The sequence below is a fragment of the Klebsiella sp. B345 genome, from assembly GCF_051131735.1.
In the GTDB taxonomy this organism is placed as follows: Bacteria; Pseudomonadota; Gammaproteobacteria; order Enterobacterales; family Enterobacteriaceae; genus Klebsiella.
The window spans coordinates 4,495,596-4,521,318 of the sequence record NZ_CP180443.1 but is presented as its reverse complement, the minus strand read 5'-3'; the positions used below and the strand labels follow the sequence as shown (position 1 = coordinate 4,521,318).

Here is a 25,723-nt window from a genome sequence, read left to right as displayed (position 1 = left end):
TAAGGAACCTTTAAAAACTGCCATTAATCTTCTGCGTTCAGGCTGCGGTTGCGTTGGCTGCCTTCGCTTACCCCGGTCACATAGTTCACTATGCTCCCGGGGATGCGCTCAGTTGCCGTCTTACCTCGCTCTGAACGCCTTGATCACTGGTACATATTTGGCGGTTTTTAAAGATTTCCTGCTACCTGTCTTCTCTCCCTTAGGGAAAGGGTCAGGATAAGGGGAGCTGCGCTCCCCTCTTACTACTTACGCACTGCGCTGCAGCAGCATCGACTTAATGTGGCCGATGGCGCGCGTCGGGTTCAGCCCCTTCGGACATACACTGACGCAGTTCATAATGCTGTGACAGCGGAATACGCTGAAAGCATCGCTCAACCCTTCCAGGCGGCTGTCGGTTTCGGTATCGCGGCTGTCAATCAGGAAACGATACGCTGCCAGCAGACCGGCCGGACCGATGAACTTGTCCGGGTTCCACCAGAACGACGGGCAAGACGTTGAACAACATGCGCACAGAATACACTCGTACAGGCCATCGAGCTTTTCACGCTGCTCTGGTTTCTGCAGATGTTCGCGAGCCGGAGGATTTTGCCCATTATTCAACAAGTAAGGCTTAATCTTCTCATATTGTGCATAGAATTGCCCCATGTCCACAACCAAATCGCGGATCACCGGTAAACCGGGCAGCGGACGGATGACAATCTTCTTACCCGGCTGATTCAGCGCGGAGATCGGCGTGATACATGCCAGACCGTTTTTGCCGTTCATGTTCAAACCGTCAGAGCCACAGACCCCTTCACGGCAGGAACGACGGAAAGAAAGAGACGGGTCTTTTTCTTTCAGCTGCATCAGGGCATCGAGCAGCATCATGTCACGACCTTCTTCCGCTTCCAGGGTGTAATCCTGCATATGCGGAGCATCGTCTACGTCCGGGTTATAACGATAAACTGAAAACTCGAGTTTCATATTCCTGTCTCCGCATTAATAAGTACGAATCTTCGGCGGGAATGCCGGACGCAGTTTCGGTTCCATGTTGACGCTACGACGCGTCATGGATTCCGACTCTGGCAGATACAGGGAATGGCACAGCCAGTTTTCGTCATCGCGCTCCGGGAAGTCGAAGCGGCTATGCGCGCCACGGCTCTCGGTACGGAAGTTTGCCGACACCGCAGTGGCGTAAGCGGTTTCCATCAGGTTATCCAGCTCCAGACACTCAACGCGCTGGGTATTAAACTCGCTGGATGTGTCATCCAGACGGGCGTTTTTCAGGCGCTCGCGGATTGCTTTCAGCTGCTCAAGGCCCTTCGCCATCGCATCCCCTTCACGGAATACCGAGAAGTTGTGCTGCATACATTCCTGCAGCGCTTTGCGGATTTCGACCGGGTCTTCGCCGTTACGGTTGCCGTTCCAGCGGTTCAGGCGTTCCAGAGATGCATCGATCTCTTCTTCCGTCGCGTCACGCAAAACGCCCTGCTCGGCGATAGATTCCTGCAGATGCAGACCCACCGCACGACCAAACACCACCAGGTCAAGCAGCGAGTTGCCGCCCAGACGGTTTGCACCGTGGACCGATACGCAGGCGATTTCACCGACCGCGAACAGACCCGGAATCACCACATCTTCACCCTGCTCGTTGACGGTCAACGCCTGGCCGCTCACTTTGGTCGGAATACCGCCCATCATATAGTGGCAGGTTGGGATAACCGGAATCGGCTCTTTCACCGGGTCAACGTGGGCGAAGGTGCGGGAGAGCTCAAGGATACCCGGCAGGCGGGATTCCAGAACTTCTTTACCCAGATGGTCAAGTTTCAGTTTCGCATGCGGGCCCCACGGACCATCGCAGCCACGACCTTCACGGATTTCGATCATGATGGAACGCGCCACCACGTCACGACCCGCCAGGTCTTTAGCATTCGGCGCATAACGCTCCATGAAGCGCTCGCCGTGTTTGTTCAGCAGATAGCCACCTTCACCACGGCAGCCTTCGGTGACCAGAACCCCAGCGCCGGCGATACCGGTCGGGTGGAACTGCCACATTTCCATATCCTGTACCGGAACGCCGGCACGGATAGCCATCCCAACGCCGTCACCGGTATTGATGTGGGCGTTGGTGGTGGATTGATAGATACGGCCAGCGCCGCCGGTCGCCAGGACCGTCGCACGGGCTTTGAAGTAAACCACTTCGCCGGTTTCAATACACAGCGCGGTACAGCCAACCACGGCACCATCGGCGTTTTTCACCAGGTCCAGGGCATACCACTCGGAGAAAATAGTGGTGTGGTTTTTCAGGTTCTGCTGGTACAGCGTGTGCAGCAGTGCGTGACCGGTACGGTCAGCCGCCGCCGCAGTACGTGCCGCCTGCTCGCCGCCGAAGTTCTTCGACTGGCCGCCAAACGGACGCTGATAAATGGTACCGTCATCAAGACGTGAGAACGGCAGGCCCATATGGTCCAGTTCAAGAATCGCTTCCGGACCGGTTTTGCACATATATTCGATGGCGTCCTGGTCGCCAATATAGTCCGACCCTTTCACGGTGTCGTACATGTGCCATTCCCAGTTATCTTCATGGGTATTACCGAGCGCCACGGTGATGCCACCCTGCGCGGAAACGGTATGGGAACGAGTCGGGAACACTTTGGAGAGCAGCGCACAGGTCTGGCCGCTCTGGGAAATTTGCAGTGCCGCGCGCATACCTGCGCCACCGGCACCAATCACAACTGCATCAAATTCTCTGACTGGCAATTTCATCACACACCCCACACCACAACAAATCCATAAAGAACGTAAGCCACCAGCGCCGCAACGATAACCAGTTGCAGAACTAAGCGCACAGCCAGTGGTTTAACGTAGTCCGTCAATACCTGCCACATCCCAATCCACGCGTGAATCAAAATGGAGATCAGAGCCAGCAGGGTGAAGACTTTAGTGAACGCGGAGGAGAAAAAGCCCGTCCAGACTTCCCATGTAATGTCACCTGAGATGGCAAAGAAGCCGACCATATAGATGATGTAAAGGGTCAGAACGATGGCGGTAGCACGGACCAGAATGAAGTCATGTACGCCGTTACGTCCCAGTGCAGAGGCGTTGCTTACCATACGAGGACTCCTGCGAGAAGTGAAAGCACGACAGTAATAACAAAAGAAATCTTAGCGGAGCGTGTCCCTACTTCGAGGGTTTCTTCCAGGTAACCAAAATCCATCATCAGGTGGCGGATGCCCACAACGGCGTGGTATGCCAGCGCGGTCAGAATGCCCCACATGATAAACTTCACAAAGAAGCTATCCATGATGGATGACGCCACGAGGAAACCTTCGGGAGAGGAAAGGCTGGTGCCCAGCAACCAAAGCAGAATTCCGACCGCCACGAAGGTGATCACACCGGAAACGCGATGGAGAATGGACGCTATCGCAGTGATTGGGAACCGGATCGTTTGCAGATCCAGATTGACAGGTCTTTGTTTTTTCACATTTCTTACCATGAATAACGCCCACATGCTGTTCTTATTGTTTCCTTCCTCCGGTCTGCTTGCGGGTCAGACAGCGTCCTTTCTATAACCTGTGGTCATGATTAAACCCTTAATTAAGAGCTAAAACGTGACCAGACAACGCTGGGTGGCTCGGGATTGCAGGGTGTTCCGGAGACCTGGCGGCAGTATAGGACGTTCACAAAATCATTACAATTAACCTACATATAGTTTGTCGGGTTTTGTCCCGAACAGTGATCAAGGTCACGATAACAACATTATTTTAAAATTTAATCACCTGATTTGACAAATATTAAACATTCTTGTTACAACCATTACCAGATAAATGCAATAATGCTCAAAAGTTATGGGGTCACTCTTTCACCTGAGAATAAGTTATGCAACAGTGTGTTGGTATTGACCGATGTAATCAGGACAGTTATTAGTGGTATACAGATTTTCAAATTCGGACTGCTAAAACGCTGATTTGCTGCTATTTCGTCGTAGACTGAAGACGTACCATCAAGCGCCTTTGCTCTGTACCCTGCCCATTTCGCTGACGCAGAGCTGTGTGCAACATAACAAACTGGTAACGTAAGCAGACGCGGGCCGAAGGCAAATCCACCCCAGGCAGTCTTAAGCAATAAAGGCGCTAAGGAGACCATAAATGTCTGATACTAAAGCAAAAATCACCCTAGGCGGTGATACTGCTATCGAACTAGATGTGCTAAAGGGCACGCTCGGTCAGGATGTAATTGATATTCGTAGTCTTGGTTCAAAAGGGGTTTTCACCTTTGACCCTGGTTTCACTTCAACCGCATCTTGTGAATCTAAAATCACTTTTATCGACGGTGATGAAGGTATCCTGCTCCACCGTGGTTTCCCGATCGATCAGTTAGCGACCGAGTCCAACTACCTCGAAGTGTGTTACATCCTGCTGAACGGTGAAAAACCGAGCCAGGAACAATACGAAGAATTCAAGACTATCGTTACCCGCCACACCATGATTCACGAGCAGATCACCCGTCTGTTCCACGCGTTCCGTCGCGATTCTCACCCGATGGCGGTGATGTGCGGTATTACCGGTGCGCTGGCCGCGTTCTATCACGACTCCCTGGATGTCAATAATCCACGCCACCGTGATATCGCCGCGTTCCGTCTGCTGTCTAAAATGCCGACAATGGCAGCCATGTGTTACAAATATTCAATCGGCCAGCCTTTCGTCTATCCGCGCAACGACCTCTCCTACGCGGGCAACTTCCTGAATATGATGTTCTCCACACCGTGTGAAACCTATGAGGTTAACCCGGTACTGGAACGCGCTATGGACCGTATTCTGATCCTGCACGCTGACCACGAACAGAACGCATCGACCTCTACCGTCCGTACCGCAGGCTCTTCTGGCGCGAACCCGTTCGCCTGTATCGCCGCGGGCATCGCTTCCCTGTGGGGACCGGCGCACGGTGGCGCGAACGAAGCTGCACTGAAGATGCTGGAAGAGATCAGTTCCGTTGAGCACATTCCGGAATTTGTCCGTCGCGCGAAAGACAAGAACGACTCTTTCCGCCTGATGGGCTTTGGCCACCGCGTGTACAAAAACTACGACCCGCGTGCCACCGTGATGCGTGAAACCTGCCACGAAGTGCTGAAAGAGCTGGGCACCAAAGACGATCTGCTGGAAGTGGCCATGGAGCTTGAGCATATTGCGCTCAACGACCCGTACTTCATCGAGAAGAAACTCTACCCGAACGTCGATTTCTACTCCGGTATCATCCTGAAAGCGATGGGCATTCCGTCCTCCATGTTTACCGTTATCTTCGCGATGGCGCGTACCGTGGGCTGGATTGCACACTGGAACGAAATGCACAGCGACGGTATGAAAATCGCGCGTCCGCGTCAGCTGTATACCGGCTACGAAAAACGCGATTTCAAATCCGACGTGGCCAAAGGCTAAGTCCGGATCGACCGATAAAAAAACGCGCCTCCGGGCGCGTTTTTTATTGGCAAAAAGTGCTTAATACTGACAGCTTGGGCACCAGTAAAATGGCCGTGACGACTGCATCGTCTTCTCAATGATGCCGCCGCAGCGCTCGCAGGCTTCCCCTTCCCGATGGAAAACCTTAAAGCGGAACAGCGCGCCATGATGCTTATTCTCATCTACCGTCCCGCGGGTACGATATGACAAGCGAGGAATATCCAGCAGCGCATGGGCCAACGCATCAAGTTGCTCATCATCAAGCTCTGATGCGTTATGCCGCCCGGTCAGCCCGACCTGCCAAAGAATTTCAACGCGTAGATAATTTCCCAGTCCGGCCAGAAAAGCCTGATCCAACAATAACCCGGCAAACTGTCGGCGACGAAAGGTGGTCGACAGTAAACGCGCTTTGACGGCGTCCGTCGTTAATCGCATATCCAGCACGTCAGGCCCTACCCGCAGTAAGAACGGATGCACCGCAAGCTGCGCGGGCGTCAGCAGAGCGATATCTGACGCGCTGTAGAGCAAAATCGCCTTCTCTGCGGTCTGCAGCCTGACCCGCAGCACCCGCTGAGTCACCGGCTGTTCCCCTGCCTCCACCACGCGCCAGACGCCGTACAGCTGATTGTGGCTGTACAGCGTTAACCCGCCGGAAAAGTGCGTCAGCAGGGCTTTTCCCCGGGTTTCTATGTGCGTCACCCGCTGGCCCACCAGCTGCGACTGAAAATCCTGTAACGCGGCAAAGGCAAACCACACGTCGGTCAGAGGTTCGCCTTTGATCGCCTTCTCCAGGCTATCCGCCGCCCGGCGGATCTCCGGACCTTCCGGCATCATCTTATCCTTCTGTTCTGGCGATTAGTGGGTTGCCCCACCGACCGCTTTCACGTCACCGTCCTGCTGTAGCGAGACGGCAATTGCCGTCTCCAGCGCTGCCCGTACCGTCCCGACCGCCATGCTCGCCTCACCGGGGTGGGCTGCCGCCTGTTCCGGCAGGTACGGAATATGGATAAAGCCACCTTTGGTTCCGGCTTTATCCTGTAGCGCATCCAGCAGGCCATACATCACATGGTTGCAGACGAACGTCCCCGCCGTTTGCGACACCGAAGCCGGGATCCCCTGCTCGCGCAGCGCCGCGACAATGGCTTTTACCGGCAGGCTACTGAAATACGCCGCTGGCCCACCCGCGACAATCGGCTCGTCGATGGGCTGCTGGCCTTTATTGTCCGGGATGCGCGCATCATCGACGTTGATCGCCACCCGTTCGACGGTAATGTCGACACGGCCACCTGCCTGCCCCACCGCGATTGTCAGCCGCGGTTGCTGCGCCTCTAACGCAGCATTCAACACCGCCAGCGCCTCGCCAAAGACGCAGGGCAGCTGCAACGCCACCACGCGCTCGCCGGCAATAGTGACGCCATCAAGTTGGCGAACCACTTCCCACGAAGGGTTAACGGCCTCGCCGCCAAACGGTTCAAATCCGGTAATTAATACGCCCGCCATCTCCCCTCCTTACAGGAACATCAGGAAATAAAGTAAGAATACGTTGACGATCAACAGCAGCGCGCCGGTCGGGATCTGCGCCTTAATGACCGCGTTTTTATCCGGCAGCTCCAGCAGGGCCGCTGGTACGATATTGAAGTTGGCCGCCATCGGCGTCATCAGGGTACCGCAGTAGCCAGAGAACATCCCGATTGCCGCCATCACCGCCGGGTTACCGCCGTGCTGGAGCACCAGAATCGGAATACCGATACCCGCCGTCACAATCGGGAACGCCGCAAAAGCATTGCCCATTACCATCGTCAACAGCGCCATGCCGAGGGTGTAGACCACCACGGCAATAAAGCGGCTATCCACCGCCAGATAGTGCTCGGTCAGCCAGGCGATGCTGCTGCCCACGCCGGCCGAAGTAAACAGCAATCCCAGTACCGCCAGGATCTGCGGCAGGATAAAGGCCCAGCCGACCGAATCGAGCAACCGACGAGCCTCCTGCAGCGGTTGAGTCACCCGTTCACGGGTCATGCGTATCGCCATGATCAGGCCAATCAGCGTGCCGGCGGTCATCGAGAACAGGGTAATCAGCGTGGCATGGTTGCCTGGGCCAAACACCCAGACCTGCCACGACGGCAGGTTATTAAACATCAGCACGCCGATCACCGTGACCACCGGAATGGCCAGCGCCGGATAAAATAAGCGGTTACCTAAACGAGATGCGCTGGCGCTGCGCTCCTCCTGAGTGCGCTGGTGATAGCTGCCCAACCGCACGCCGCCAAAGCCGGCAATCAGCGCCAGCACCACTACCGCCACGCCGACGGCGATATGAATGGTGCGCTTATCACCCGTCAGTTGGTATGTCCAGTCACCCAACAGGAACAGGACGCCATACAGCCCCCAGAACAGGCCGGTAGTCAGACGGCGAGGGTTGCTTTTGTCGCGCCAGGACATCACCGCGACTGCCAGCAGCACCAGTCCTGCCAGCCAGTAAAGCCAGGTTTGTTGAAAATTCATACCGCACCGCCTTTTGCCTGTCCGGCGTTAACCTTATCCAGCTCACGCTGAAGATGACGGTCGAGGCGCCACAGACGGGCGGAATGGATCAAAAAGGCGCAAATGGCGGTAGGGATCCCCCACAGTGCAATGTGCAATGGTTCGGTCTGGATGCCGCCGGATTCCAGCATAAAGTTGTGCATGAAGATAATCGCCCCGAAGGCGACAAAAATATCCTCACCGAAGAACAGGCCAACATTGTCTGTCGCCGCCGACATTGCCCGCAGGCGATAGCGCACGCTACCGGGCAGTGGGCCAAAGGTTTTTTCCGCCGCCCCTTCCGCCATCGGCGCCAGCAGCGGACGTACCATCTGCGGGTGGCCCCCCAGGCTGGTTAAGCCCAGCGCGGCGGTCGCTTCACGGACAAACAGATAAACGATCAGCAGGCGTCCAGCGGTAGCGCTGTGGATCTTCGCGATCCATGCCTGGGCGCGTTCTTTCAGACCGTGCCGTTCCAGCAGGCCAATAACCGCCAGCGGGAGCAACAGAATAAACGGCAGGTTGCGGGTGTTGAGAAACCCCTCCCCCAGCTTTTCCAGAATGGTAGCGATCGGCATATGTGCCGCCACACCAGTGACGATACCGGCGACAATGACCACGAGCACCGGATTAAAACGTAGAATAAACCCGACCACAATCACGGCAATGCCGATCAGTGGCCAGAGAGATATTACCTCTCCCATAATAACGTCCTGTTAGTTGTTGTATTGGTTGTGTTGTTAACGACTTAATAATTATTGTTTTATGCTGTTGTTTCCGCGCTGACCTGGATGTTGCGTCCGGCAAACGCGGCCCGTAAACGGCGTGCAAAATCCAGCGCGTGCGCACCATCGCCATGTAAACAAACGGTTTCTGCGATCACCGGCGCCCATTCCCCGGTGATGCTGCGCACCCGGTGGTGCTGGACCATATCCAGGGTCTGCGCCAGCGCCTGCTCTTCGCTGTCAATCAGCGCGCCGGGCTGCGAACGCGGCACCAGACTGCCATCAGCCTGATATCCACGGTCGGCAAACACCTCCTGCCGCGTGGCCAGCTTGTAGTGCTGGCCCGCGCGAATTAGCTCACTGCCCGCCAGCCCCACCAGGATCAGCGCTGGATCAAAATCGCGTACGGCTCTGGCAATCGCCTCGGCCAGCGGCACCTCTTTCGCCGCCTGGTTGTAGAGCATACCGTGCGGTTTGACGTGCTTCAGCTCACCGCCTTCAGCGCGAACGATCGCCGCCAGCGCGCCAATCTGATACAGCGTCTGGGCATAAACCGTTTCCGGCGGCAGCTGCATCGCCGTGCGGCCAAAGTTTTCCCGGTCGGGAAAACTGGGATGAGCACCAACGGCGACGCCGTTTTTCAACGCCTCACGGACACATTGATGCATCAGCAACGCATCGCCGGAGTGGAACCCGCAGGCGATATTGGCCGAGGAGACCAGCTGTAACAACGCGCTGTCGTTCGCGCAGCCCTCTCCCAGATCGGCATTCAAATCAATGATCATCGCTCAGCCTCCACGCCAGTTGTTCCAGATAACGCTGCTGATCGGCACGCGCTTTCAACGCCTCTTCCAGGGTGCAGGGGACAAAATGAATCGGCTGACCCAACGGAATTTGCGCCAGCTGGTACATATCGGCGTCGATAATGCAGGCGATACGCGGATAGCCCCCGGTGGTCTGCGCATCATTCATCAGCACGATCGGCTGACCGTTATGCGGAACCTGCACCACACCCGGCAGCAGGCCGTGTGAGAGCATCTCGCGATCGGTGGTACGTTTGAGCGGCTGGCCCTGAAGACGGTAGCCCATCCGGTTGCTTTGGGGGCTCAACTGCCAGGGCGAACGCCAGAACGAACCCTGAGACGCCGTATCAAACTCCTGGTATTCTGGCCCCGGTAACGCACGGATCCGGTTACTCAACGGCAGCTGTTTCACCCCGCGTGCCGCCTTGAACTGGCGGGAAGCTTTACCCAGCTTCAGCCGATCGCCATCCTGCAGGCGTCGCCCTTCGAGGCCGCCAATGCCCACTTTCAGGTCAGTACTGCGTGACCCCAGCACCACCGGCACATCGATGCCGCCAGCCACCGCCAGGTAGCTACGGATACCGTACTGCGGGGTTTTCAATACCAGATGCTGGCCAGCTTTTGCCGCCATTCGCCAGCCCACCCACACCGGTTTATCGTCGAGCAGCGCCTCACAGGCGGCACCGGTCAACGCAAACCAGCAGTCACGTTCGAACTGGATATCCACCTGGCCAAGCGTAATCTCGAGCGCAGCCATGTTGGGATCATTACCCACCAGCAGGTTGGCGGTCACCAGTGAGGGGGTATCCAGAGCGCCGCAGAGGCTGATCCCCGACTGTCGTTGTCCTTCGCGCCCACCGTCCTGTATTGACGAATACATGCCGGCGCGGATCATCTTCAACATACCCCCTCCTTTTGCGGTACAAAGCGGACTTTATCGCCGGAACGTAGCAGCACCGGCTCCTGTCGTCTGGGGTCAAACAGCGCCAACGGCGTGCGGCCCAGCAGCTGCCAGCCGCCAGGAGTGGCCAGAGGATAAACCCCGGTTTGCACGCCACCGATCCCCACAGATCCTGCCGGAACCAGCAGCCGCGGCTCCGCCCGACGCGGCGTCGCCAGCTGTTCAGGCAGTCCGCCCAAATAGGGGAATCCCGGCTGGAAGCCGAGGAACCACACCACGTATTCGACTGAGGAGTGCAGTTCAACCACCTGTTTCTCACTCAGTCCGCAGTGGCGCGCCACTTCTGCTAAATCTGGTCCGTCTTCGCCACCGTAGATCACCGGGATCGTCATCTCCCGGGACTCCGGCTCCAGCGCTTCGCTCTCTTCCCACCAGCGTTGCAACTGCTCAATCGCATCCCATGCCATCGTCTGCGGATGACGCAGGACGACGGTGATATTGTTCATCCCCGGAATCGCATCCAGTGCCTCTTCGTGATCCGCCAGTCTCTGGGCCAGGCGCCAGATGCGCTTTTGGCTCTCCAGCGTCACCGGAGGTTCAAGTTCGAGGACGACGGCGGTTTCGCCTAACATATAACAACGCGCTCGCTGCACTTTTTTCTCTCTCATCAGGCCGGGTTAGGGATATCAATAAAGGTCACATCCAGATCGCTGTTTTCCGTCAACCACTCGCTTAAGGCGCGAATACCGCCACGTTCGGTGGCATGGTGACCGGCGGCATAAAAATGCAGGGACTGCTCGCGGGCGGAGTGAATAGTTTGTTCTGACACTTCCCCGGTAATAAAGGCATCCACTCCGAAACGAGCAGCGCTATCAATAAACCCCTGGCCGCCGCCGGTGCACCAGGCAACACGCGCGACTTTATCCGGCCCGGTATCGCCGCACCACAGCGGTTTGCGCCCCAGGCGCGCCTCAATCCACGAAGCCAGCTCCAGCCCGGAAACCGGCATCGACAGCTCGCCCCACGGTACCAGCGGTTCTATTTCGCCCTTGATATTGATACCGAGAAGCTGTGCCAGCTGGGCGTTATTGCCCAGTTCCGGGTGGGCGTCCAGCGGCAGATGCCAGCTGTAGAGGTTGATATCGTTAGCCAGCAGCGTTTTCAGACGCTGGCGTTTCATGCCGCGAACGATCGGCGATTCGCCCTTCCAGAAGTAACCATGATGGACAATCACCGCATCCGCCTGCAGGCGCACGGCTTCATCCAGCAGCGCCTGGCTGGCGGTCACGCCGGTGACAATCTTTTGCACCGTTTCACGCCCCTCGACCTGCAGGCCGTTTGGCCCGTAGTCGCTGAATGTCGCGCTGTTAAGCTTTTCGTTAATCAGTTGTTCCAGTTCGCTATTTTTCATTGCCGCTCCATCAGGTCATCATCGTGTGCACAGGCATAACATAACGGGATCCACGGAGGTCGTCGATAGCACCTGCGCAACACGCGCTATGTTGACTTTTAGCGTAAACCCGCAATTTGTCTACCCACCCCACAACGCATTAGTGTATATTTATGCACTATTAAAGCATATTAAATAACCAGAAAGCCTGGTAAGCCATGAATATCACTACGAAATCGCTATTCATGCAGAAAGATCGACTTTCTTTTTTTGGCAGGAATTAAACGTTACATGAACAGACAATCATCGCAGCCGCGGGCAATTTATTACGTTGTCGCGCTGCAAATCTGGGAGTATTTCAGTTTCTATGGCATGCGGGCGCTGCTGATTTTATATCTCACCAATCAGCTCAAGTATGACGATAACCACGCCTACGCCCTGTTCAGCGCCTATTGCTCGCTGGTTTACGTCACGCCAATCCTCGGCGGTTTTTTGGCCGACAAGCTGCTCGGCAACCGGATGGCGGTGATGCTCGGTGCCCTGTTGATGGCGATCGGCCATCTGGTGCTGGGCGCCAGCGAAATTGCCCCGACCTTCCTTTACCTGTCGCTGGCAATCATCGTCTGCGGTTACGGTTTGTTTAAATCCAACGTCAGCTGCCTGCTGGGCGAACTGTATGAACCGACCGATCCGCGCCGCGATGGCGGCTTCTCGCTGATGTACGCCGCGGGCAATATCGGTTCGATCGTCGCCCCAATCGCCTGCGGTTACGTACAGGAAGAGTACAGCTGGGCCATGGGCTTCGCCCTCGCTGCCATCGGGATGATTGCCGGGCTGGTTATTTTCCTCTGCGGCGGTCGCCATTTCCGCCATACCGCCGGCGTCAATCGCGAAGCCCTGTGCGCGCGCCACTTTCTGCTGCCGAACTGGGGCTGGTTGCTGGTGCTGCTGGTCGCCGCGCCGCTGCTGATTACCGTTCTGTTCTGGAAAGAGTGGTCAGTCTATGCGCTGATTGTCGCCACCGTCATTGGTCTGCTGGTGCTGGCCCGCATTTATCGGCGGGCAGAAACGGCGAAACAACGCAGCGACCTGCGGCTGATTATCGTTCTGACTGGCTTCAGTCTGCTGTTCTGGGCCTTTGCACAGCAGGGTGGCAGCTCTATCAGCCTGTATATCGACCGCTTTGTTAACCGTCATGTGATGAGCTACGAAGTGCCGACGGCCATGTTCCAGTCGGTGAACGCCTTCGCGGTGATGCTCTGTGGAATGGTGCTGGCGTGGCTGGTGAAAGAGACGGTTAGCGGGAATCGCACCGTGCGGATCTGGGGTAAGTTTGCGCTCGGCCTCGGCCTGATGAGCGCCGGGTTCTGCATTCTGACCCTAAGCGCCCGCTGGTCAGCGACCTACGGCCAGTCATCGATGCCGTTAATGGTGCTGGGTCTGGCGGTGATGGGCTTTGCCGAACTGTTTATCGACCCGGTGGCGATGGCGCAAATCACCCGCATCGAGATCCCCGGCGTGACCGGCGTGCTGACCGGCATCTATATGCTGCTGTCCGGGGCCATCGCCAACTATCTGGCGGGAGTGATTGCTGACCAGACCGCCCAAGGGTCCTTTGATGAAGCCGGTGCGGCCGGTTACGCCATTGATGCCTACATTCATGTTTTCAGCCAGATAACCTGGGGCGCCTTAGCCTGCGTCGGCCTGGTGCTGGTTATCTGGCTGTACTCTGCCCTGCGCGTTAAGACTCGCGCGCTGGCGGTGGAGTAGACCCTTTGCTGGCGGCCTCCCAGGCTGCCAGCGTCTCCAGCCGCGCCTGCTTGTGATCGACCAACGGTCGCGGATACGCCAGCGTCACGCCTTGCTTATCGGCCCACAGCCACGGCTGATGCAGCGCTTTCTCCGGCACCTCCGCCAGCTCGGGCAGCCATTGACGAATAAACGCTCCCGCCTTATCAAACTTCTCCCCCTGCGTGGTGGGATTAAAAATTCGAAAATAGGGCGCGGCATCGGTGCCGGTCGACGCGGCCCATTGCCAGCCGCCGTTATTGGCCGCCAGGTCGCCATCAATAAGCTGATTGATAAAATAGCGTTCGCCCGCACGCCAGTCTATGCGCAGATCCTTCACCAGAAAACTGGCGACAATCATCCGCAGACGATTATGCATCCAGCCGGTGGCGTTGAGCTGGCGCATGGCGGCATCGACAATCGGAAAACCAGTCTGGCCATTTTGCCACGCCTGTAATCCCTGCTCATCATCACGCCACGCGACGTTATCGGTCCACGCAATAAACGGTCGCCCTTTGCATAGCCGTGGGTGGAACACCATTAAATGGCGGTAAAACTCACGCCAGATGAGCTCGTTCAGCCACACTGCCCCCGCTCCGCCGTCGAGCGCGGCAGGCTGCTCCACCAGCAGACGATGCAGGCACTGACGCGGAGAAAGTACGCCAACGGCCAGGCAGGGCGACAGCCGGCTGGTGCCCTCCAGGGCGGGGAAATCACGCTGCTGGTCATAATCGGCGACCTGCTGCTGGCAGAAGGTGCGTAGCCGGGCAATGGCTGTTTTTTCGTCGGCGGCAAACAGTTGTGTATCAAACTCCTGCTGCGGATAGCGAATCTCCGGCAGCGATGTTGCTTGCAGCGGCCCGTCGGGGCGGACCTTTGGCGCGGCAACGCATTCCGGCAGCGCCTCGCGTAGCCGGCGCAGGAAGGCATTTTTGTACGGCGTAAACACCTTGTACATTTCGCGATTGCCGGTTAACACGCTGCCGGGAGGCAGCAGCAGTGCATCGTCAAACCCCTGACACACCAGGCCGCTCAGCCTTTTTTCCACCAACGCATCGCGCTGGCGCTCATTAATTTCATACTGGTAGTTATAAAACAGGTGGCTCACCTGCCGCTGCGCGCAGTATTCCGCCAGCCGTTCGCCGCTGGCAGCGAAGTCGTCGGCCTCAATTACCTCGAGCGGAATACCGCGCTCGGCCAGTGCCAGCTGCAGACTTTGCAGATGCTGAGCGATAAATGCCGCCTGACGCGGCGCCATGCCGTGCTGGCGCCATTGTTCCGGCGTGGCGATAAACAGCGCCAGCACCGTCGCGTGGGGATCGCGACAGGCCGCAGCCAGCGCGAGGTTGTCATGGATACGTAAGTCCGCGCGAAACCAGACCAGATGAGTGGTCATAAAACTCCTGCAATCAGTGACGTCGTGTTAGTCCGATGCTTCCGGCCAGGGGTTAAAATAACGCTGCCCGGCAAGGTAAGTATCAGGAAATTCAGTCATATAGTGTTGCAGGAGGCGCACCGGCGCAAGCAGAGGCTGTCGGCCCAGGCGATAGTCATCGATCAAGGCGACCAGCTCCTGCTTTTGTGGCGCGCTCAAATGCTCACGGAAATAGCCCTGAACGTGCATCAGCACGTTAGTATGATTGCGACGGGTTGACGGGTGCGCCAGCAGGCTCACCAGACGCTCACGGTAGGCGACAAAAAAGGCTTCCAGCGACGGCCATTGTGCGATATCGGCAACAAACGGTCCAATTTTGCGGTATTCAGGCTGCGAATGAGCCAGCAGGATAAGTTTATAGCGACTGTGGAAGTCGATCAGCTTGCCGCGGGTCAGGCCCTCATGATGCAGCGTATCCAGTTCACGCAGGGTGTACAAACGGGTTTTATCATCGTCCTCTAACCAACTCTCACTCATTGCGGCTCCTTAGGGTTGCACGTCATAAGTGTAGATCAGAAGCGATAAAAAAAACCGCCGGAAAACCGGCGGTCGTGGTGTCTGGCGGAGACGATCAGTAAAAATCAGCGGCGGCTTTTTCGGCCTGGGCCATCCACACCGGCTGCTCGCTGGTTTTCGCCCAGACGCGGTGCAGCCAGCTGTAATAGCGGGCGCGGTCTTTCCAGAACAGCATCAGCGGAAATGCCGCTACGCCAGCCACAACGGCGAAGGCACGACGTAAAAAGATTACGTGAGCAGGATAATTTTTGTACAACGTCATAATTTCTCTCCCCTTTGTCAGGCCGGCAATCGACGCCGGTAAAGTCACAATGTCTTTCTGGCTAAAATAATACCGCTTTGCGTGTAATTTTACTACTCATCCGACCACTAAAAGCTAACGATTTAGCCTTTATTTACATTCATCCGGTAAATAAGTTACGAAACAGTTAAATTAATACTAACCATTGGTTAAATTGTGGTTTTTGCGATTTTTATATTTTTTTTACACCGCCGATTCTGATTTTTGCAAAATCTTTGCACCAAAATTCCTATCCTCCGGGTAAATCGTAAAGACACCCGGAGGTGGATTGTGAGTGCAGGCGTCATTGCTGGCGTTACGCTGGTATTCCTGTTGCTGGCTTATTTGGTCTACGCCTTGATAAATGCGGAGGCATTCTGATGGCCGCACAAGGATTTTTACTTATCGCCAGTTTTCTTTTACTGCTGATGGTACTGGCACGTCCCACAGGGACGCTGCTTGCCAGGATGATCAACGATACCCCGCTCCCGGGTCTTGCCGGTATTGAACGTGGAATATGGCGGATCTCGGGTATCGGCACCCAGGAGATGAACTGGTGCCAGTATCTGCTGGCCATTTTGCTGTTCAATGCGCTCGGGTTGCTGGTGCTGTTCGTCCTGTTGCTGTGCCAGGGGGCGCTGCCGTTCTACCCTCAGCATCTGCCCGGTCTCTCCTGGGATCTGGCGCTGAACACCGCGGTGAGCTTTATCAGCAACACCAACTGGCAGGCCTATGCCGGGGAAAGCACCATGAGCTACCTCAGCCAGATGGCCGGGCTGACGGTGCAGAACTTCCTCTCAGCGGCGACCGGCATTGCGGTGATTTTTGCCTTTACTCGCGCCTGGTCTCGCCAGCAGGTCACGACCCTGGGCAACGCCTGGGTCGATCTCACCCGCATCACCCTGTGGCTGCTGCTGCCGCTCTCCTTGCTGATCGCGGTGTTCTTTATTCAGCAGGGCGTGCCGCAAAACCTCCTGCCATATCAGGCTTTCACCTCGCTGGAGGGCCTGCATCAGTCGCTGCCTATGGGGCCGGTAGCCTCACAGGAAGCGATCAAAATGCTCGGCACCAACGGCGGCGGATTCTTTAACGCCAACTCCGCCCACCCGTTTGAGAACCCCACCGCGCTGAGCAATATGGTACAGATGCTGGCGATCTTCTTGATCCCCGCGGCACTGTGCTTTGCCTTCGGCGACGTGGTCGGCGATCGCCGCCAGGGACACGCGATTTTATGGGCCATGACCCTGATCTTTATCGCCTGCGTGGTGGTGGTGATGTGGGCGGAAACCCAGGGTAATCCACATCTGCTGACGCTGGGCGCGGACAGCAGCATCAACATGGAAGGCAAAGAGAGTCGCTTTGGCATCTTAACCAGCAGTCTGTTTGCGGTTATCACCACCGCCGCCTCCTGTGGCGCGGTGAACGCCATGCATGACTCGTTTACCGCCCTCGGCGGCATGGTCCCGATGTGGCTGATGCAGATCGGTGAAGTCGTCTTCGGCGGTGTCGGTTCCGGGCTGTACGGCATGCTGCTGTTTGTCATGCTGGCGGTGTTTATCGCCGGGCTGATGATCGGCCGTACGCCGGAATATCTCGGTAAGAAAATCGACGTGCGTGAGATGAAGATGATCGCTCTGGCGATTCTGGTAACCCCAACGCTGGTCCTGCTGGGCACCGCGCTGGCAATGATGACCGACGCCGGGCGCGCGGGGATGTTCAACCCCGGCCCTCACGGTTTCAGCGAAGTGCTGTACGCCGTGACCTCCGCCGCCAACAACAACGGTAGCGCTTTTGCCGGTCTCGGCGCGGCTACGCCGTTCTGGAACCTGCTGCTGGCATTTTGCATGCTGGTCGGTCGGTTTGGCGTCATCGTGCCGGTCATGGTTATCGCCGGCTCGCTGGTGACGAAAAAAATCCAGCCCACCGGCGCCGGTACCCTCGCCACTCACGATGTGCTGTTTGTCGGTCTGCTGATTGGCACCGTGCTGTTGGTCGGCGCTCTGACCTTTATTCCCGCACTGGCGCTTGGCCCGTTGGCGGAACACTTTTCCTTACTTTAAGTGATGCGGAGCAATCTGTTATGAGTCGCAAACAATTAGCCCTGCTGGAGCCGACGCTGGTGCGCCAGGCGCTGCTGGACGCGGTGAAAAAACTCAGCCCGATGGTTCAGTGGCGCAATCCGGTGATGTTCATCGTCTGGATCGGCAGCCTGATCACCACTCTGCTGGCGGTGGCGATGGCCAGCGGGCATCTCACCGGTAGCGCCGGGTTTACCGCCGCCGTGAGTATCTGGCTGTGGTTTACCGTGCTGTTCGCCAACTTCGCTGAAGCCATGGCCGAGGGTCGCAGTAAAGCCCAGGCCAACAGCCTCAAAGGGGTCAAAAAGACCGCCTTTGCCCGTAAGCTGCGTGCGCCTCAACATGACGCCCCCATCGACCATATTCCGGCCGACGATTTACGCAAAGGCGACATCGTGCTGGTGGAAGCCGGCGATATCATCCCGTGTGATGGCGAAGTGATTGAAGGCGGCGCCTCGGTGGACGAAAGTGCCATTACCGGCGAATCCGCACCGGTGATCCGCGAATCCGGCGGCGACTTCGCCTCGGTGACCGGCGGGACGCGCATTCTCTCTGACTGGCTGGTGATCCGCTGTAGCGTCAACCCCGGGGAAACCTTCCTTGACCGGATGATCGCCATGGTGGAAGGCGCGCAACGCCGTAAAACCCCCAACGAAATTGCGCTGACGATCCTGCTGATCGCCCTGACGCTGGTATTCCTGCTCGCCACCGCCACCATCTGGCCGTTCTCGGCCTGGAGCGGTAGCGCGGTCAGCGTCACGGTGCTGGTCGCCCTGCTCGTATGCCTGATCCCCACCACCATCGGCGGTCTGCTCTCCGCCATCGGTGTCGCCGGGATGAGCCGCATGCTGGGTGCCAACGTCATCGCCACCAGCGGGCGTGCGGTGGAGGCGGCGGGTGACGTTGACGTACTGCTGCTGGATAAAACCGGTACGATCACCCTAGGTAACCGCCAGGCCTCGGCTTTCCTGCCGGCCCAGGGGGTGGAAGAAAAAACCCTCGCCGATGCCGCCCAGCTCTCCTCGCTGGCGGATGAAACACCGGAAGGACGCAGCATCGTGGTGCTGGCGAAACAGCGCTTTAACCTGCGTGAACGGGATCTGCAGTCGCTGCACGCGACCTTTGTTCCCTTTACCGCCCAGACCCGCATGAGCGGCATTAATATCGATAGCCGCATGATCCGTAAAGGTTCCGTCGATGCCATTCGTCGTCACGTTGAAGCCAACGGCGGGCACTTTCCGGCCGATGTCGATAAGCAGGTGGAAGAGGTTGCCCGTCTGGGGGCGACGCCGCTGGTGGTGGCCGAAGGCGAACGCGTGCTGGGGGTCATTTCGCTGAAAGATATCGTCAAAGGCGGGATTAAAGAACGTTTTGCTCAGCTGCGTAAGATGGGCATCAAAACGGTGATGATCACCGGTGATAACCGCCTGACCGCCGCGGCGATTGCCGCCGAAGCGGGCGTCGATGATTTCCTTGCCGAAGCGACTCCGGAAGCCAAACTGGCGCTGATTCGCCAGTATCAGTCCGAAGGACGACTGGTAGCAATGACCGGCGACGGCACCAATGACGCCCCGGCGCTGGCGCAGGCGGATGTGGCGGTGGCGATGAACTCCGGTACCCAGGCGGCGAAAGAAGCCGGCAACATGGTGGACCTCGACTCGAACCCGACCAAGCTGATTGAAGTGGTCCATATCGGTAAGCAGATGCTGATGACCCGAGGTTCGTTAACCACCTTCAGTATCGCCAACGACGTGGCGAAGTATTTTGCCATTATTCCGGCCGCCTTTGCCGCGGTTTATCCGCAGCTCGCGATGCTGAACGTCATGCACCTGCACTCGCCGGCGTCGGCCATTCTGAGCGCGGTTATCTTTAACGCGCTGATTATCGTCTTCCTGATCCCGCTGGCGCTGAAGGGGGTGAGCTACCGCCCGCTGTCCGCTTCGGCCATGCTGCGACGCAACCTGTGGGTCTATGGCCTCGGCGGGTTGCTGGTGCCGTTTATCGGCATCAAAGCTATCGATCTGTTACTGACCCTGACCGGGCTGCTGTGAGGAAATGACCATGACATTGATTCGACCGGCACTTGTGCTATTTATTCTGTTAATGCTGATCACCGGCGGCGTCTATCCCCTGCTGACCACCGCGCTCGGGCAGTGGTGGTTCCCCCAGCAGGCTAACGGTTCGTTGATCCGTATCGCCGGTGAAGTGCGCGGCTCCAGCCTGATTGGCCAGAACTTTACCGATGCGGGCTATTTCCAGGGACGCCCGTCGGCGACCGCAGAGACGCCGGATAATCCGCTGGCCTCCGGCGGCAGTAACCTCGCCGCCAGCAACCCGGCGATGGATAAGGCTATCAGCGCGCGCGTTGCCGCGCTGCGTCAGGCCAATCCGGATGCGGACCCACGCGTTCCGGTAGAGCTGGTCACCGCGTCGGCGAGCGGGTTGGATAGTCATCTTACGCCACCAGCGGCGCTCTGGCAGGTGCCACGCATCGCCAAAGCTCGTGGCCTCAGCGCTGAACAGCTGACCCGGATGGTCAATGACGCAACCGAAAAACCGCTGGTCAGTTTTCTCGGTCAACCTGTGGTAAATATAGTGCAACTGAATATGGCACTGGATGCCCTGAAGGATAAGTAACATGAGTGACGAGCCGCTGCGCCCTGACCCGGACCGCCTGTTGCAACATACCGGCGAGCCGCATCGCGGCAAGCTAAAAGTGTTCTTTGGCGCCTGTGCCGGGGTCGGAAAAACCTGGGCCATGTTAGCCGAAGCGCAGCGGCTCCGCGCTCAGGGGCTGGATATTCTGATCGGCGTGGCGGAAACCCACGGGCGCAAAGAAACCGCGGCGATGCTCGAGGGGCTTAGCACCCTCCCCCAGCGCCGCCTTTCGCATCGTGGGCGCTACGTCCACGAGTTCGATCTCGACGCCGCGCTGGCACGCCGCCCGGCGCTGATCCTCGTGGATGAGCTGGCGCATAGCAACGCCCCAGGGTCACGCCATCCCAAGCGCTGGCAGGATGTCGAAGAGCTGCTTGATGCCGGGATCGACGTCTTTACCACGGTCAATGTCCAGCACCTGGAGAGCCTGAACGATGTCGTCAGCGGCATTACCGGCGTGCAGGTGCGCGAAACCGTCCCCGACCCCTTCTTTGACGCCGCCGACGACGTGGTGCTGGTCGACCTGCCTCCCGACGATCTCCGCCAGCGCCTGAATGAGGGCAAGGTCTATATTGGCGGCCAGGCCGAGCGGGCTATCGAAAACTTTTTCCGCAAAGGAAACCTGATCGCCCTGCGTGAGCTGGCGCTGCGGCGCACCGCCGACCGGGTGGATGAGCAGATGCGCGCCTGGCGCGACCACCAGGGCCAGGAGAAAGTCTGGCATACCCGCGATACCATTTTACTGTGCATCGGCCACAATACCGGCAGTGAAAAGCTGGTGCGCGCCGCCGCGCGTCTGGCCGCCCGACTCGGCAGCATCTGGCACGCGGTGTATGTCGAAACCCCCTCCCTGCACCGCCTGCCGGAAGCCAAACGCCGGTCTATCCTCGCGGCCCTGCGGCTCGCACAAGAGCTGGGAGCGGAAACGGCGACCCTCTCCGACCCGCATGAAGAAAAGGCGGTGCTGCACTACGCCCGGGAACATAACCTCGGCAAAATCGTCATCGGCCGTCAGGGCCAACGCCGCTGGTGGAACCGTACCGGGTTTGCCGACCGGCTTGCGCGCTATGCGCCAGACCTCGATCTGGTGGTCATCGCCCTCGATGAAAAAAGCGCTCCCCTGCCTGCACGAGCGAACGATACCCGAACCACTATGGAAAAGTGGCGCCTGCAGATCCAGGGCTGCTTTGTGGCTCTCGCGCTATGCGCAGTGATTACGTTGGTGGCAATGCAATGGCTGGTCGGTTTCGAAGCCGCCAACCTGGTGATGCTCTATCTGCTCGGCGTGGTGATCATCGCCCTGGTGTACGGGCGCTGGCCGTCGGTGCTGGCGACGGTGATTAACGTGGTCAGCTTCGACCTGTTCTTTGTCTCGCCACGCGGTACCCTCGCCGTCTCCGACGTGCAATATCTTCTGACCTTTGGGGTGATGCTGACCGTCGGCCTGCTGATTGGTAATCTCACCGCCGGCGTTCGCTATCAGGCGCGTGTCGCGCGCTACCGCGAGCAGCGCACCCGTCATCTGTATGAGATGTCAAAAGCGCTGGCGGTCGGGCGCAGCGAAGATGATATTGCCGCCACCAGCGAGCGCTTTATCGCCTCGACCTTTCAGGCCCGCGGCCAGCTACTGTTGCCCGACGGTAGCGGCAAACTGCATCCGCTGACCCAGCAGCCCGGCCTGACCTCGTGGGATGATGCCATCGCCCACTGGAGCTTCGATAAGGGCCAGCCGGCCGGGGCCGGTACCGACACGCTGCCCGGCGTTCCCTATCAAATTTTACCGCTGAAAAGCGCCTCCCGCACCTGGGGGCTGCTGGTGGTTGAGCCGGATAACCTGCGTCAGTTAATGATCCCCGAGCAACAGCGCCTGCTGGAGACCTTTACGCTGCTGGTCGCCAGCGCGCTGGAACGCCTGACGCTGACCGCCAGCGAGGAGCAGGCCCGGCTCAACAGCGAGCGGGAAAGCCTGCGTAACTCACTGCTGGCAGCCCTCTCCCATGATTTACGTACGCCGCTGACCGTGCTGTTCGGCCAGGCGGAGATTCTGACCCTCGACCTCGCCAGCGAGGGCTCGAAACATGCGCCCCAGGCCAATGAAATTCGCCAGCACGTGCTGAACACCACCCGGCTGGTGAACAATCTGCTGGATATGGCGCGTATCCAGTCCGGCGGCTTTAACCTCAATAAAGAGTGGCTGACCCTCGAAGAGGTAATTGGCAGTGCCTTACGGATGCTGGAGCCGGGCCTTGGCGGGCAACATATTCAGCTGGCGTTACCCGACCCGCTGCTGCTGGTTCACGTCGATGGCCCGCTGTTTGAACGGGTGCTGATCAACCTGCTGGAGAATGCCTGGAAATATGCCGGTTCCCAGGCGCAGATCGGCATCAGCGCGCAGGCCGATGAGAACCAACTACTGTTGAGCGTGTGGGATAACGGCCCCGGGATCCCGAGCGGCAAGGAACAGGCTATCTTTGATAAGTTCGCCCGCGGGCACAAGGAGTCGGCGATCCCGGGCGTTGGGCTGGGGCTGGCTATCTGCCGGGCAATCGTCGAAGTACACGGTGGAACCATCAGCGCCCACACGCGACCGGAAGGCGGCGCCTGCTTCCGTGTTACACTGCCGCGAGAAACGCCCCCGGAGCTGGATGAGTGGCATGGCGCTGCCTGACCCGACAGCGGTGACATTCTCCGGTACGAGTCCGTGTTTATCCTGGGCGTTTCAGGCGCAGTATCGCTTATCTGTCTGAACGGGAAGAACTGGTGATTAACGTACTCATTATCGAAGATGAACATGCCATCCGCCGCTTTCTGCGCACCGCGCTGGAAGCCGACGGCATGCGCGTATTTGAAGCCGATACCCTGCAACGGGGCCTGATTGAAGCCGCTACCCGCAAACCTGATTTAACGATCCTTGACCTTGGCCTGCCCGATGGCGACGGCAATGAATTTATCCGTGAAGTGCGCCAGTGGAGCCAGATGCCGATTCTGGTGCTGTCGGCCCGCACCGAGGAGCACGATAAAATCGCGGCGCTGGACGCTGGGGCCGATGACTATCTCAGTAAACCTTTTGGCATCGGTGAGCTGCAGGCCCGGCTGCGGGTGGCGTTGCGCCGCCACGCCGGGACACAGGCGGATGAGCCGGTGGTGCGTTTCGCGGATATCCAGGTCGATATCCCGGCCCGTCGAATTGTTCGCGGCGAGGAAGAGATTCACCTGACGCCCATTGAGTTTCGGCTGCTGACCGCCCTGCTGAGTAATCCCGGCAAAGTGCTCACCCAACGCCACCTGCTCAACCAGGTGTGGGGACCGAATGCGGTAGAACACAGCCACTATTTACGCATTTATATGGGGCACCTGCGGCAAAAGCTGGAGGTCGATCCGGCGCGTCCGCAGCATCTGCTGACCGAAACCGGCATCGGTTATCGCTTTATGCCGTAACCCGGTACAACAAAAAAGGGCTCCATGACGATCATGGAACCCTTTTATCACGATCTGCCGCTTAACCCATGCGCCAGATTGTCACCTGACTCAGGCGTTTTTCAGCACTTCGCTGACGATCTCAACCGCTTCTTTCTCGATCTGCTTGCGGTGGGCCTCGCCAAGGAAGCTCTCGCAGTAAATCTTATAGGCATCTTCCGTGCCTGACGGACGCGCGGCAAACCAGCCGTTGTCGGTCATCACTTTCAGACCACCAATTGAGGCGCCGTTGCCCGGTGCCGCAGTCAAGCGGGCGGTGATCGGGTCACCTGCCAGCTGGCTGGCGCTGACCATTTCCGGAGACAGTTTCGACAGCGCCGCTTTCTGTGCGGAGGTTGCCGATGCCTGCAGACGGTTGTAGCTCGGCGCGCCGAAGCGGGCAGCCAGTTCGTCATAGTGCTGCTGCGGGTTTTTACCGGTGACCGCGGTGATTTCAGCGGCCAGCAGGCACATGATGATCCCGTCTTTGTCGGTCGACCACGGCGTACCATCAAAGCGCAGGAACGATGCACCGGCGCTCTCTTCGCCGCCGAAGCCGAAGCTGCCGTCGAACAGACCGTCAACAAACCATTTGAAGCCAACCGGCACTTCCACCAGCTTGCGGCCCAGGTCGTTTACCACCCGGTCAATCATCGCGGAAGAGACCAGCGTTTTACCGACGGCCACATCCTGTCCCCACTGCGGACGGTGCTGGAACAGGTAGTTGATCGCCACTGCCAGGTAGTGGTTCGGGTTCATCAGGCCAGCCGGCGTCACGATACCGTGGCGGTCATAATCCGGATCGTTGGCAAAGGCCAGATCGAACTTATCGCGCAGTGCCAGCAGGCCCGCCATTGCGCACTCAGAGGAGCAGTCCATACGGATCGCGCCGTCTTTATCGAGGTGCATAAAGCGGAAAGTTTGATCGACGTGATCGTTAACGATGGTCAGATCAAGCTTGTAAAATTCAGCGATGCGTTTCCAGTATTCGATACCGGAACCGCCCAACGGGTCGACGCCGAGCTTCAGGCCAGCTTTCTGGATTGCCGCCATATCGACGATATCCGCCAGCCCTTCGATAAACGGCTGCACCAGGTCCTGCTCTTTCACATGACCCGATGCCAGCGCTGCGTCGAGAGAGATGCGTTTGACGCCCTGCAGGCCGGCAGCCAGCAGTTCGTTGGCACGATTCTCAACCACTTTGGTGACGTTGGTATCAGCCGGGCCGCCGTTTGGCGGGTTGTATTTGATGCCACCATCTTCCGGCGGGTTGTGGGACGGCGTAATCACGATGCCATCAGCCAGCGGGCCGCCTTTTTTATTGTGCACCAGAATAGCGTTGGAAATGGCCGGTGTCGGGGTGAAACCGTTGTTTTCCTGCACGATAACATCAACACCGTTCGCCGCCAGCACTTCCAGTACGGAAATAAAAGCAGGTTCAGAGAGCGCGTGGGTGTCTTTACCAACGTAGCATGGACCGGTGATACCGTTCTTCGCGCGATCTTCCGCAATCGCCTGAGCGATCGCCAGAATGTGCTGCTCATTGAAGTTATGGCGAGCCGCGCTACCGCGATGGCCTGAGGTCCCGAACTTCACTGCATGCTCTGCATTGCCCACTTCCGGCTTCAGTACATAGTACTGCGCGGTCAACTGAGCGACGTTAATCAAATCACTCTGTTGTGCAGGTTGCCCCGCACGCTTATCGATTGCCATTGCCTGATCCTTCTGATGCAAG

At 58.0% G+C, this 25,723-nt stretch carries 24 protein-coding genes and 1 pseudogene; 9 read left to right on the top strand and 16 right to left on the bottom strand.

Annotated elements, in window-relative coordinates; genetic code table 11:
• Window positions 1-246: 246 nt before the first annotated feature.
• Genes sdhB through sdhC form a run of 4 tightly spaced genes read right to left on the bottom strand, consistent with a single transcriptional unit; the run spans window position 247 to window position 3,490 of the window.
• Entirely contained in the window at window positions 247-963 is a 717-nt protein-coding gene (sdhB, locus tag ACMYSO_RS21210; protein ID WP_123755995.1) for a succinate dehydrogenase iron-sulfur subunit SdhB, read from the bottom strand.
• 15 nt (window positions 964-978) lie between these two features.
• Entirely contained in the window at window positions 979-2,745 is a 1,767-nt protein-coding gene (sdhA, locus tag ACMYSO_RS21205; RefSeq protein ID WP_123755994.1) for a succinate dehydrogenase flavoprotein subunit, read from the bottom strand.
• On the bottom strand, window positions 2,745-3,092 hold the full coding sequence (sdhD, locus tag ACMYSO_RS21200; protein ID WP_123755993.1) for a succinate dehydrogenase membrane anchor subunit: 348 nt from the start codon (window positions 3,090-3,092) through the stop codon (window positions 2,745-2,747). The genes sdhA and sdhD overlap by 1 nt, the downstream gene beginning before the upstream one ends.
• Entirely contained in the window at window positions 3,086-3,490 is a 405-nt protein-coding gene (gene sdhC / locus ACMYSO_RS21195; RefSeq protein ID WP_165905667.1) for a succinate dehydrogenase cytochrome b556 subunit, read from the bottom strand. Before sdhC ends, sdhD begins: the two co-directional genes overlap by 7 nt.
• A gap of 324 nt (window positions 3,491-3,814) precedes the next feature.
• On the opposite strand from sdhC, the gene ACMYSO_RS21190 reads away from it, so the two are divergent.
• Together ACMYSO_RS21190 and ACMYSO_RS21185 are read left to right on the top strand one after the other, a co-directional pair.
• A complete protein-coding gene (locus ACMYSO_RS21190; RefSeq protein WP_419144718.1) occupies window positions 3,815-3,946 on the top strand; it encodes a hypothetical protein in 132 nt (43 codons plus the stop codon).
• A 181-nt stretch (window positions 3,947-4,127) separates the two neighbouring features.
• Window positions 4,128-5,414 (top strand): citrate synthase, encoded by a 1,287-nt coding sequence (locus tag ACMYSO_RS21185; protein WP_434585885.1) that lies wholly within the window; start codon window positions 4,128-4,130, stop codon window positions 5,412-5,414.
• Between the two features lie 60 nt (window positions 5,415-5,474).
• Here ACMYSO_RS21185 and nei read toward each other — a convergent pair whose 3' ends face one another.
• From nei to ACMYSO_RS21145, 8 genes are read right to left on the bottom strand one after another with little or no spacing between them, the layout of a single operon-like run.
• On the bottom strand, window positions 5,475-6,266 hold the full coding sequence (gene nei / locus ACMYSO_RS21180; RefSeq protein WP_434670854.1) for an endonuclease VIII: 792 nt from the start codon (window positions 6,264-6,266) through the stop codon (window positions 5,475-5,477).
• Window positions 6,267-6,290: 24 nt separating this feature from the next.
• Window positions 6,291-6,935, bottom strand: a complete 645-nt coding sequence (gene pcp / locus ACMYSO_RS21175; protein WP_434667599.1) for a pyroglutamyl-peptidase I — start codon at window positions 6,933-6,935, stop codon at window positions 6,291-6,293.
• A gap of 9 nt (window positions 6,936-6,944) precedes the next feature.
• On the bottom strand, window positions 6,945-7,940 hold the full coding sequence (locus ACMYSO_RS21170; RefSeq protein WP_434667596.1) for a DUF979 domain-containing protein: 996 nt from the start codon (window positions 7,938-7,940) through the stop codon (window positions 6,945-6,947).
• On the bottom strand, window positions 7,937-8,662 hold the full coding sequence (locus ACMYSO_RS21165; protein WP_434667593.1) for a DUF969 domain-containing protein: 726 nt from the start codon (window positions 8,660-8,662) through the stop codon (window positions 7,937-7,939). Before ACMYSO_RS21165 ends, ACMYSO_RS21170 begins: the two co-directional genes overlap by 4 nt.
• Before the next feature lie 59 nt (window positions 8,663-8,721).
• On the bottom strand, window positions 8,722-9,468 hold the full coding sequence (gene pxpA / locus ACMYSO_RS21160) for a 5-oxoprolinase subunit PxpA (RefSeq protein ID WP_434667590.1): 747 nt from the start codon (window positions 9,466-9,468) through the stop codon (window positions 8,722-8,724).
• Window positions 9,458-10,390 carry a 5-oxoprolinase subunit PxpC gene (pxpC, locus tag ACMYSO_RS21155; RefSeq protein ID WP_434667587.1) on the bottom strand — a complete coding sequence of 311 codons (933 nt, stop codon included), beginning with the start codon at window positions 10,388-10,390 and terminating at the stop codon, window positions 9,458-9,460. The genes pxpA and pxpC overlap by 11 nt, the downstream gene beginning before the upstream one ends.
• A complete protein-coding gene (gene pxpB / locus ACMYSO_RS21150; protein ID WP_123756235.1) occupies window positions 10,384-11,040 on the bottom strand; it encodes a 5-oxoprolinase subunit PxpB in 657 nt (218 codons plus the stop codon). Before pxpB ends, pxpC begins: the two co-directional genes overlap by 7 nt.
• Before the next feature lie 14 nt (window positions 11,041-11,054).
• Window positions 11,055-11,798: a type 2 GTP cyclohydrolase I gene (locus tag ACMYSO_RS21145; protein ID WP_434667583.1), complete on the bottom strand. Its 744-nt coding sequence runs from the start codon at window positions 11,796-11,798 to the stop codon at window positions 11,055-11,057.
• A 270-nt stretch (window positions 11,799-12,068) separates the two neighbouring features.
• Between ACMYSO_RS21145 and dtpD the strand changes: the two genes are divergently transcribed.
• Window positions 12,069-13,547 (top strand): dipeptide permease DtpD, encoded by a 1,479-nt coding sequence (dtpD, locus tag ACMYSO_RS21140; protein WP_434667581.1) that lies wholly within the window; start codon window positions 12,069-12,071, stop codon window positions 13,545-13,547.
• Here dtpD and phrB read toward each other — a convergent pair.
• The 3 genes and pseudogenes from phrB to ACMYSO_RS21125 form a co-directional block, all read right to left on the bottom strand.
• Window positions 13,519-14,961, bottom strand: coding sequence for a deoxyribodipyrimidine photo-lyase (gene phrB, locus ACMYSO_RS21135; RefSeq protein WP_434667578.1), 1,443 nt, complete (start codon window positions 14,959-14,961; stop codon window positions 13,519-13,521). The two genes, dtpD and phrB, sit on opposite strands and share 29 nt — an antisense overlap.
• Window positions 14,962-14,988: 27 nt before the next feature.
• Window positions 14,989-15,441 (bottom strand): annotated as a pseudogene (locus ACMYSO_RS21130) (YbgA family protein); the annotation flags it as partial.
• 130 nt (window positions 15,442-15,571) lie between these two features.
• A complete protein-coding gene (locus tag ACMYSO_RS21125; RefSeq protein WP_123755978.1) occupies window positions 15,572-15,778 on the bottom strand; it encodes a DUF2517 family protein in 207 nt (68 codons plus the stop codon).
• 309 nt (window positions 15,779-16,087) lie between these two features.
• On the opposite strand from ACMYSO_RS21125, the gene kdpF reads away from it, so the two are divergent.
• The 6 genes from kdpF to kdpE all read left to right on the top strand — a co-directional run bounded on the left by kdpF (window position 16,088) and on the right by kdpE (window position 23,970).
• The gene (kdpF, locus tag ACMYSO_RS21120) at window positions 16,088-16,177 is read left to right on the top strand and encodes a K(+)-transporting ATPase subunit F (RefSeq protein WP_123755977.1); all 90 of its coding nucleotides are present in this window, start codon (window positions 16,088-16,090) and stop codon (window positions 16,175-16,177) included.
• Entirely contained in the window at window positions 16,177-17,856 is a 1,680-nt protein-coding gene (gene kdpA, locus ACMYSO_RS21115; RefSeq protein ID WP_434667575.1) for a potassium-transporting ATPase subunit KdpA, read from the top strand. Before kdpF ends, kdpA begins: the two co-directional genes overlap by 1 nt.
• Window positions 17,857-17,876: 20 nt before the next feature.
• Complete coding sequence (gene kdpB, locus ACMYSO_RS21110; protein ID WP_434667572.1) at window positions 17,877-19,925, top strand: potassium-transporting ATPase subunit KdpB; 2,049 nt, start codon at window positions 17,877-17,879, stop codon at window positions 19,923-19,925.
• 10 nt (window positions 19,926-19,935) lie between these two features.
• Window positions 19,936-20,511, top strand: coding sequence for a potassium-transporting ATPase subunit KdpC (gene kdpC / locus ACMYSO_RS21105; protein WP_434667569.1), 576 nt, complete (start codon window positions 19,936-19,938; stop codon window positions 20,509-20,511).
• A 1-nt stretch (window position 20,512) separates the two neighbouring features.
• Window positions 20,513-23,200, top strand: a complete 2,688-nt coding sequence (gene kdpD, locus ACMYSO_RS21100) for a two-component system sensor histidine kinase KdpD (protein WP_434667566.1) — start codon at window positions 20,513-20,515, stop codon at window positions 23,198-23,200.
• A gap of 92 nt (window positions 23,201-23,292) precedes the next feature.
• Window positions 23,293-23,970, top strand: coding sequence for a two-component system response regulator KdpE (gene kdpE / locus ACMYSO_RS21095; RefSeq protein WP_434667563.1), 678 nt, complete (start codon window positions 23,293-23,295; stop codon window positions 23,968-23,970).
• 90 nt (window positions 23,971-24,060) lie between these two features.
• On the opposite strand, the gene pgm is transcribed toward kdpE, so the two are convergent.
• Window positions 24,061-25,701, bottom strand: coding sequence for a phosphoglucomutase (alpha-D-glucose-1,6-bisphosphate-dependent) (gene pgm, locus ACMYSO_RS21090; protein ID WP_434585899.1), 1,641 nt, complete (start codon window positions 25,699-25,701; stop codon window positions 24,061-24,063).
• Between the last annotated feature and the right edge of the window lie 22 nt (window positions 25,702-25,723).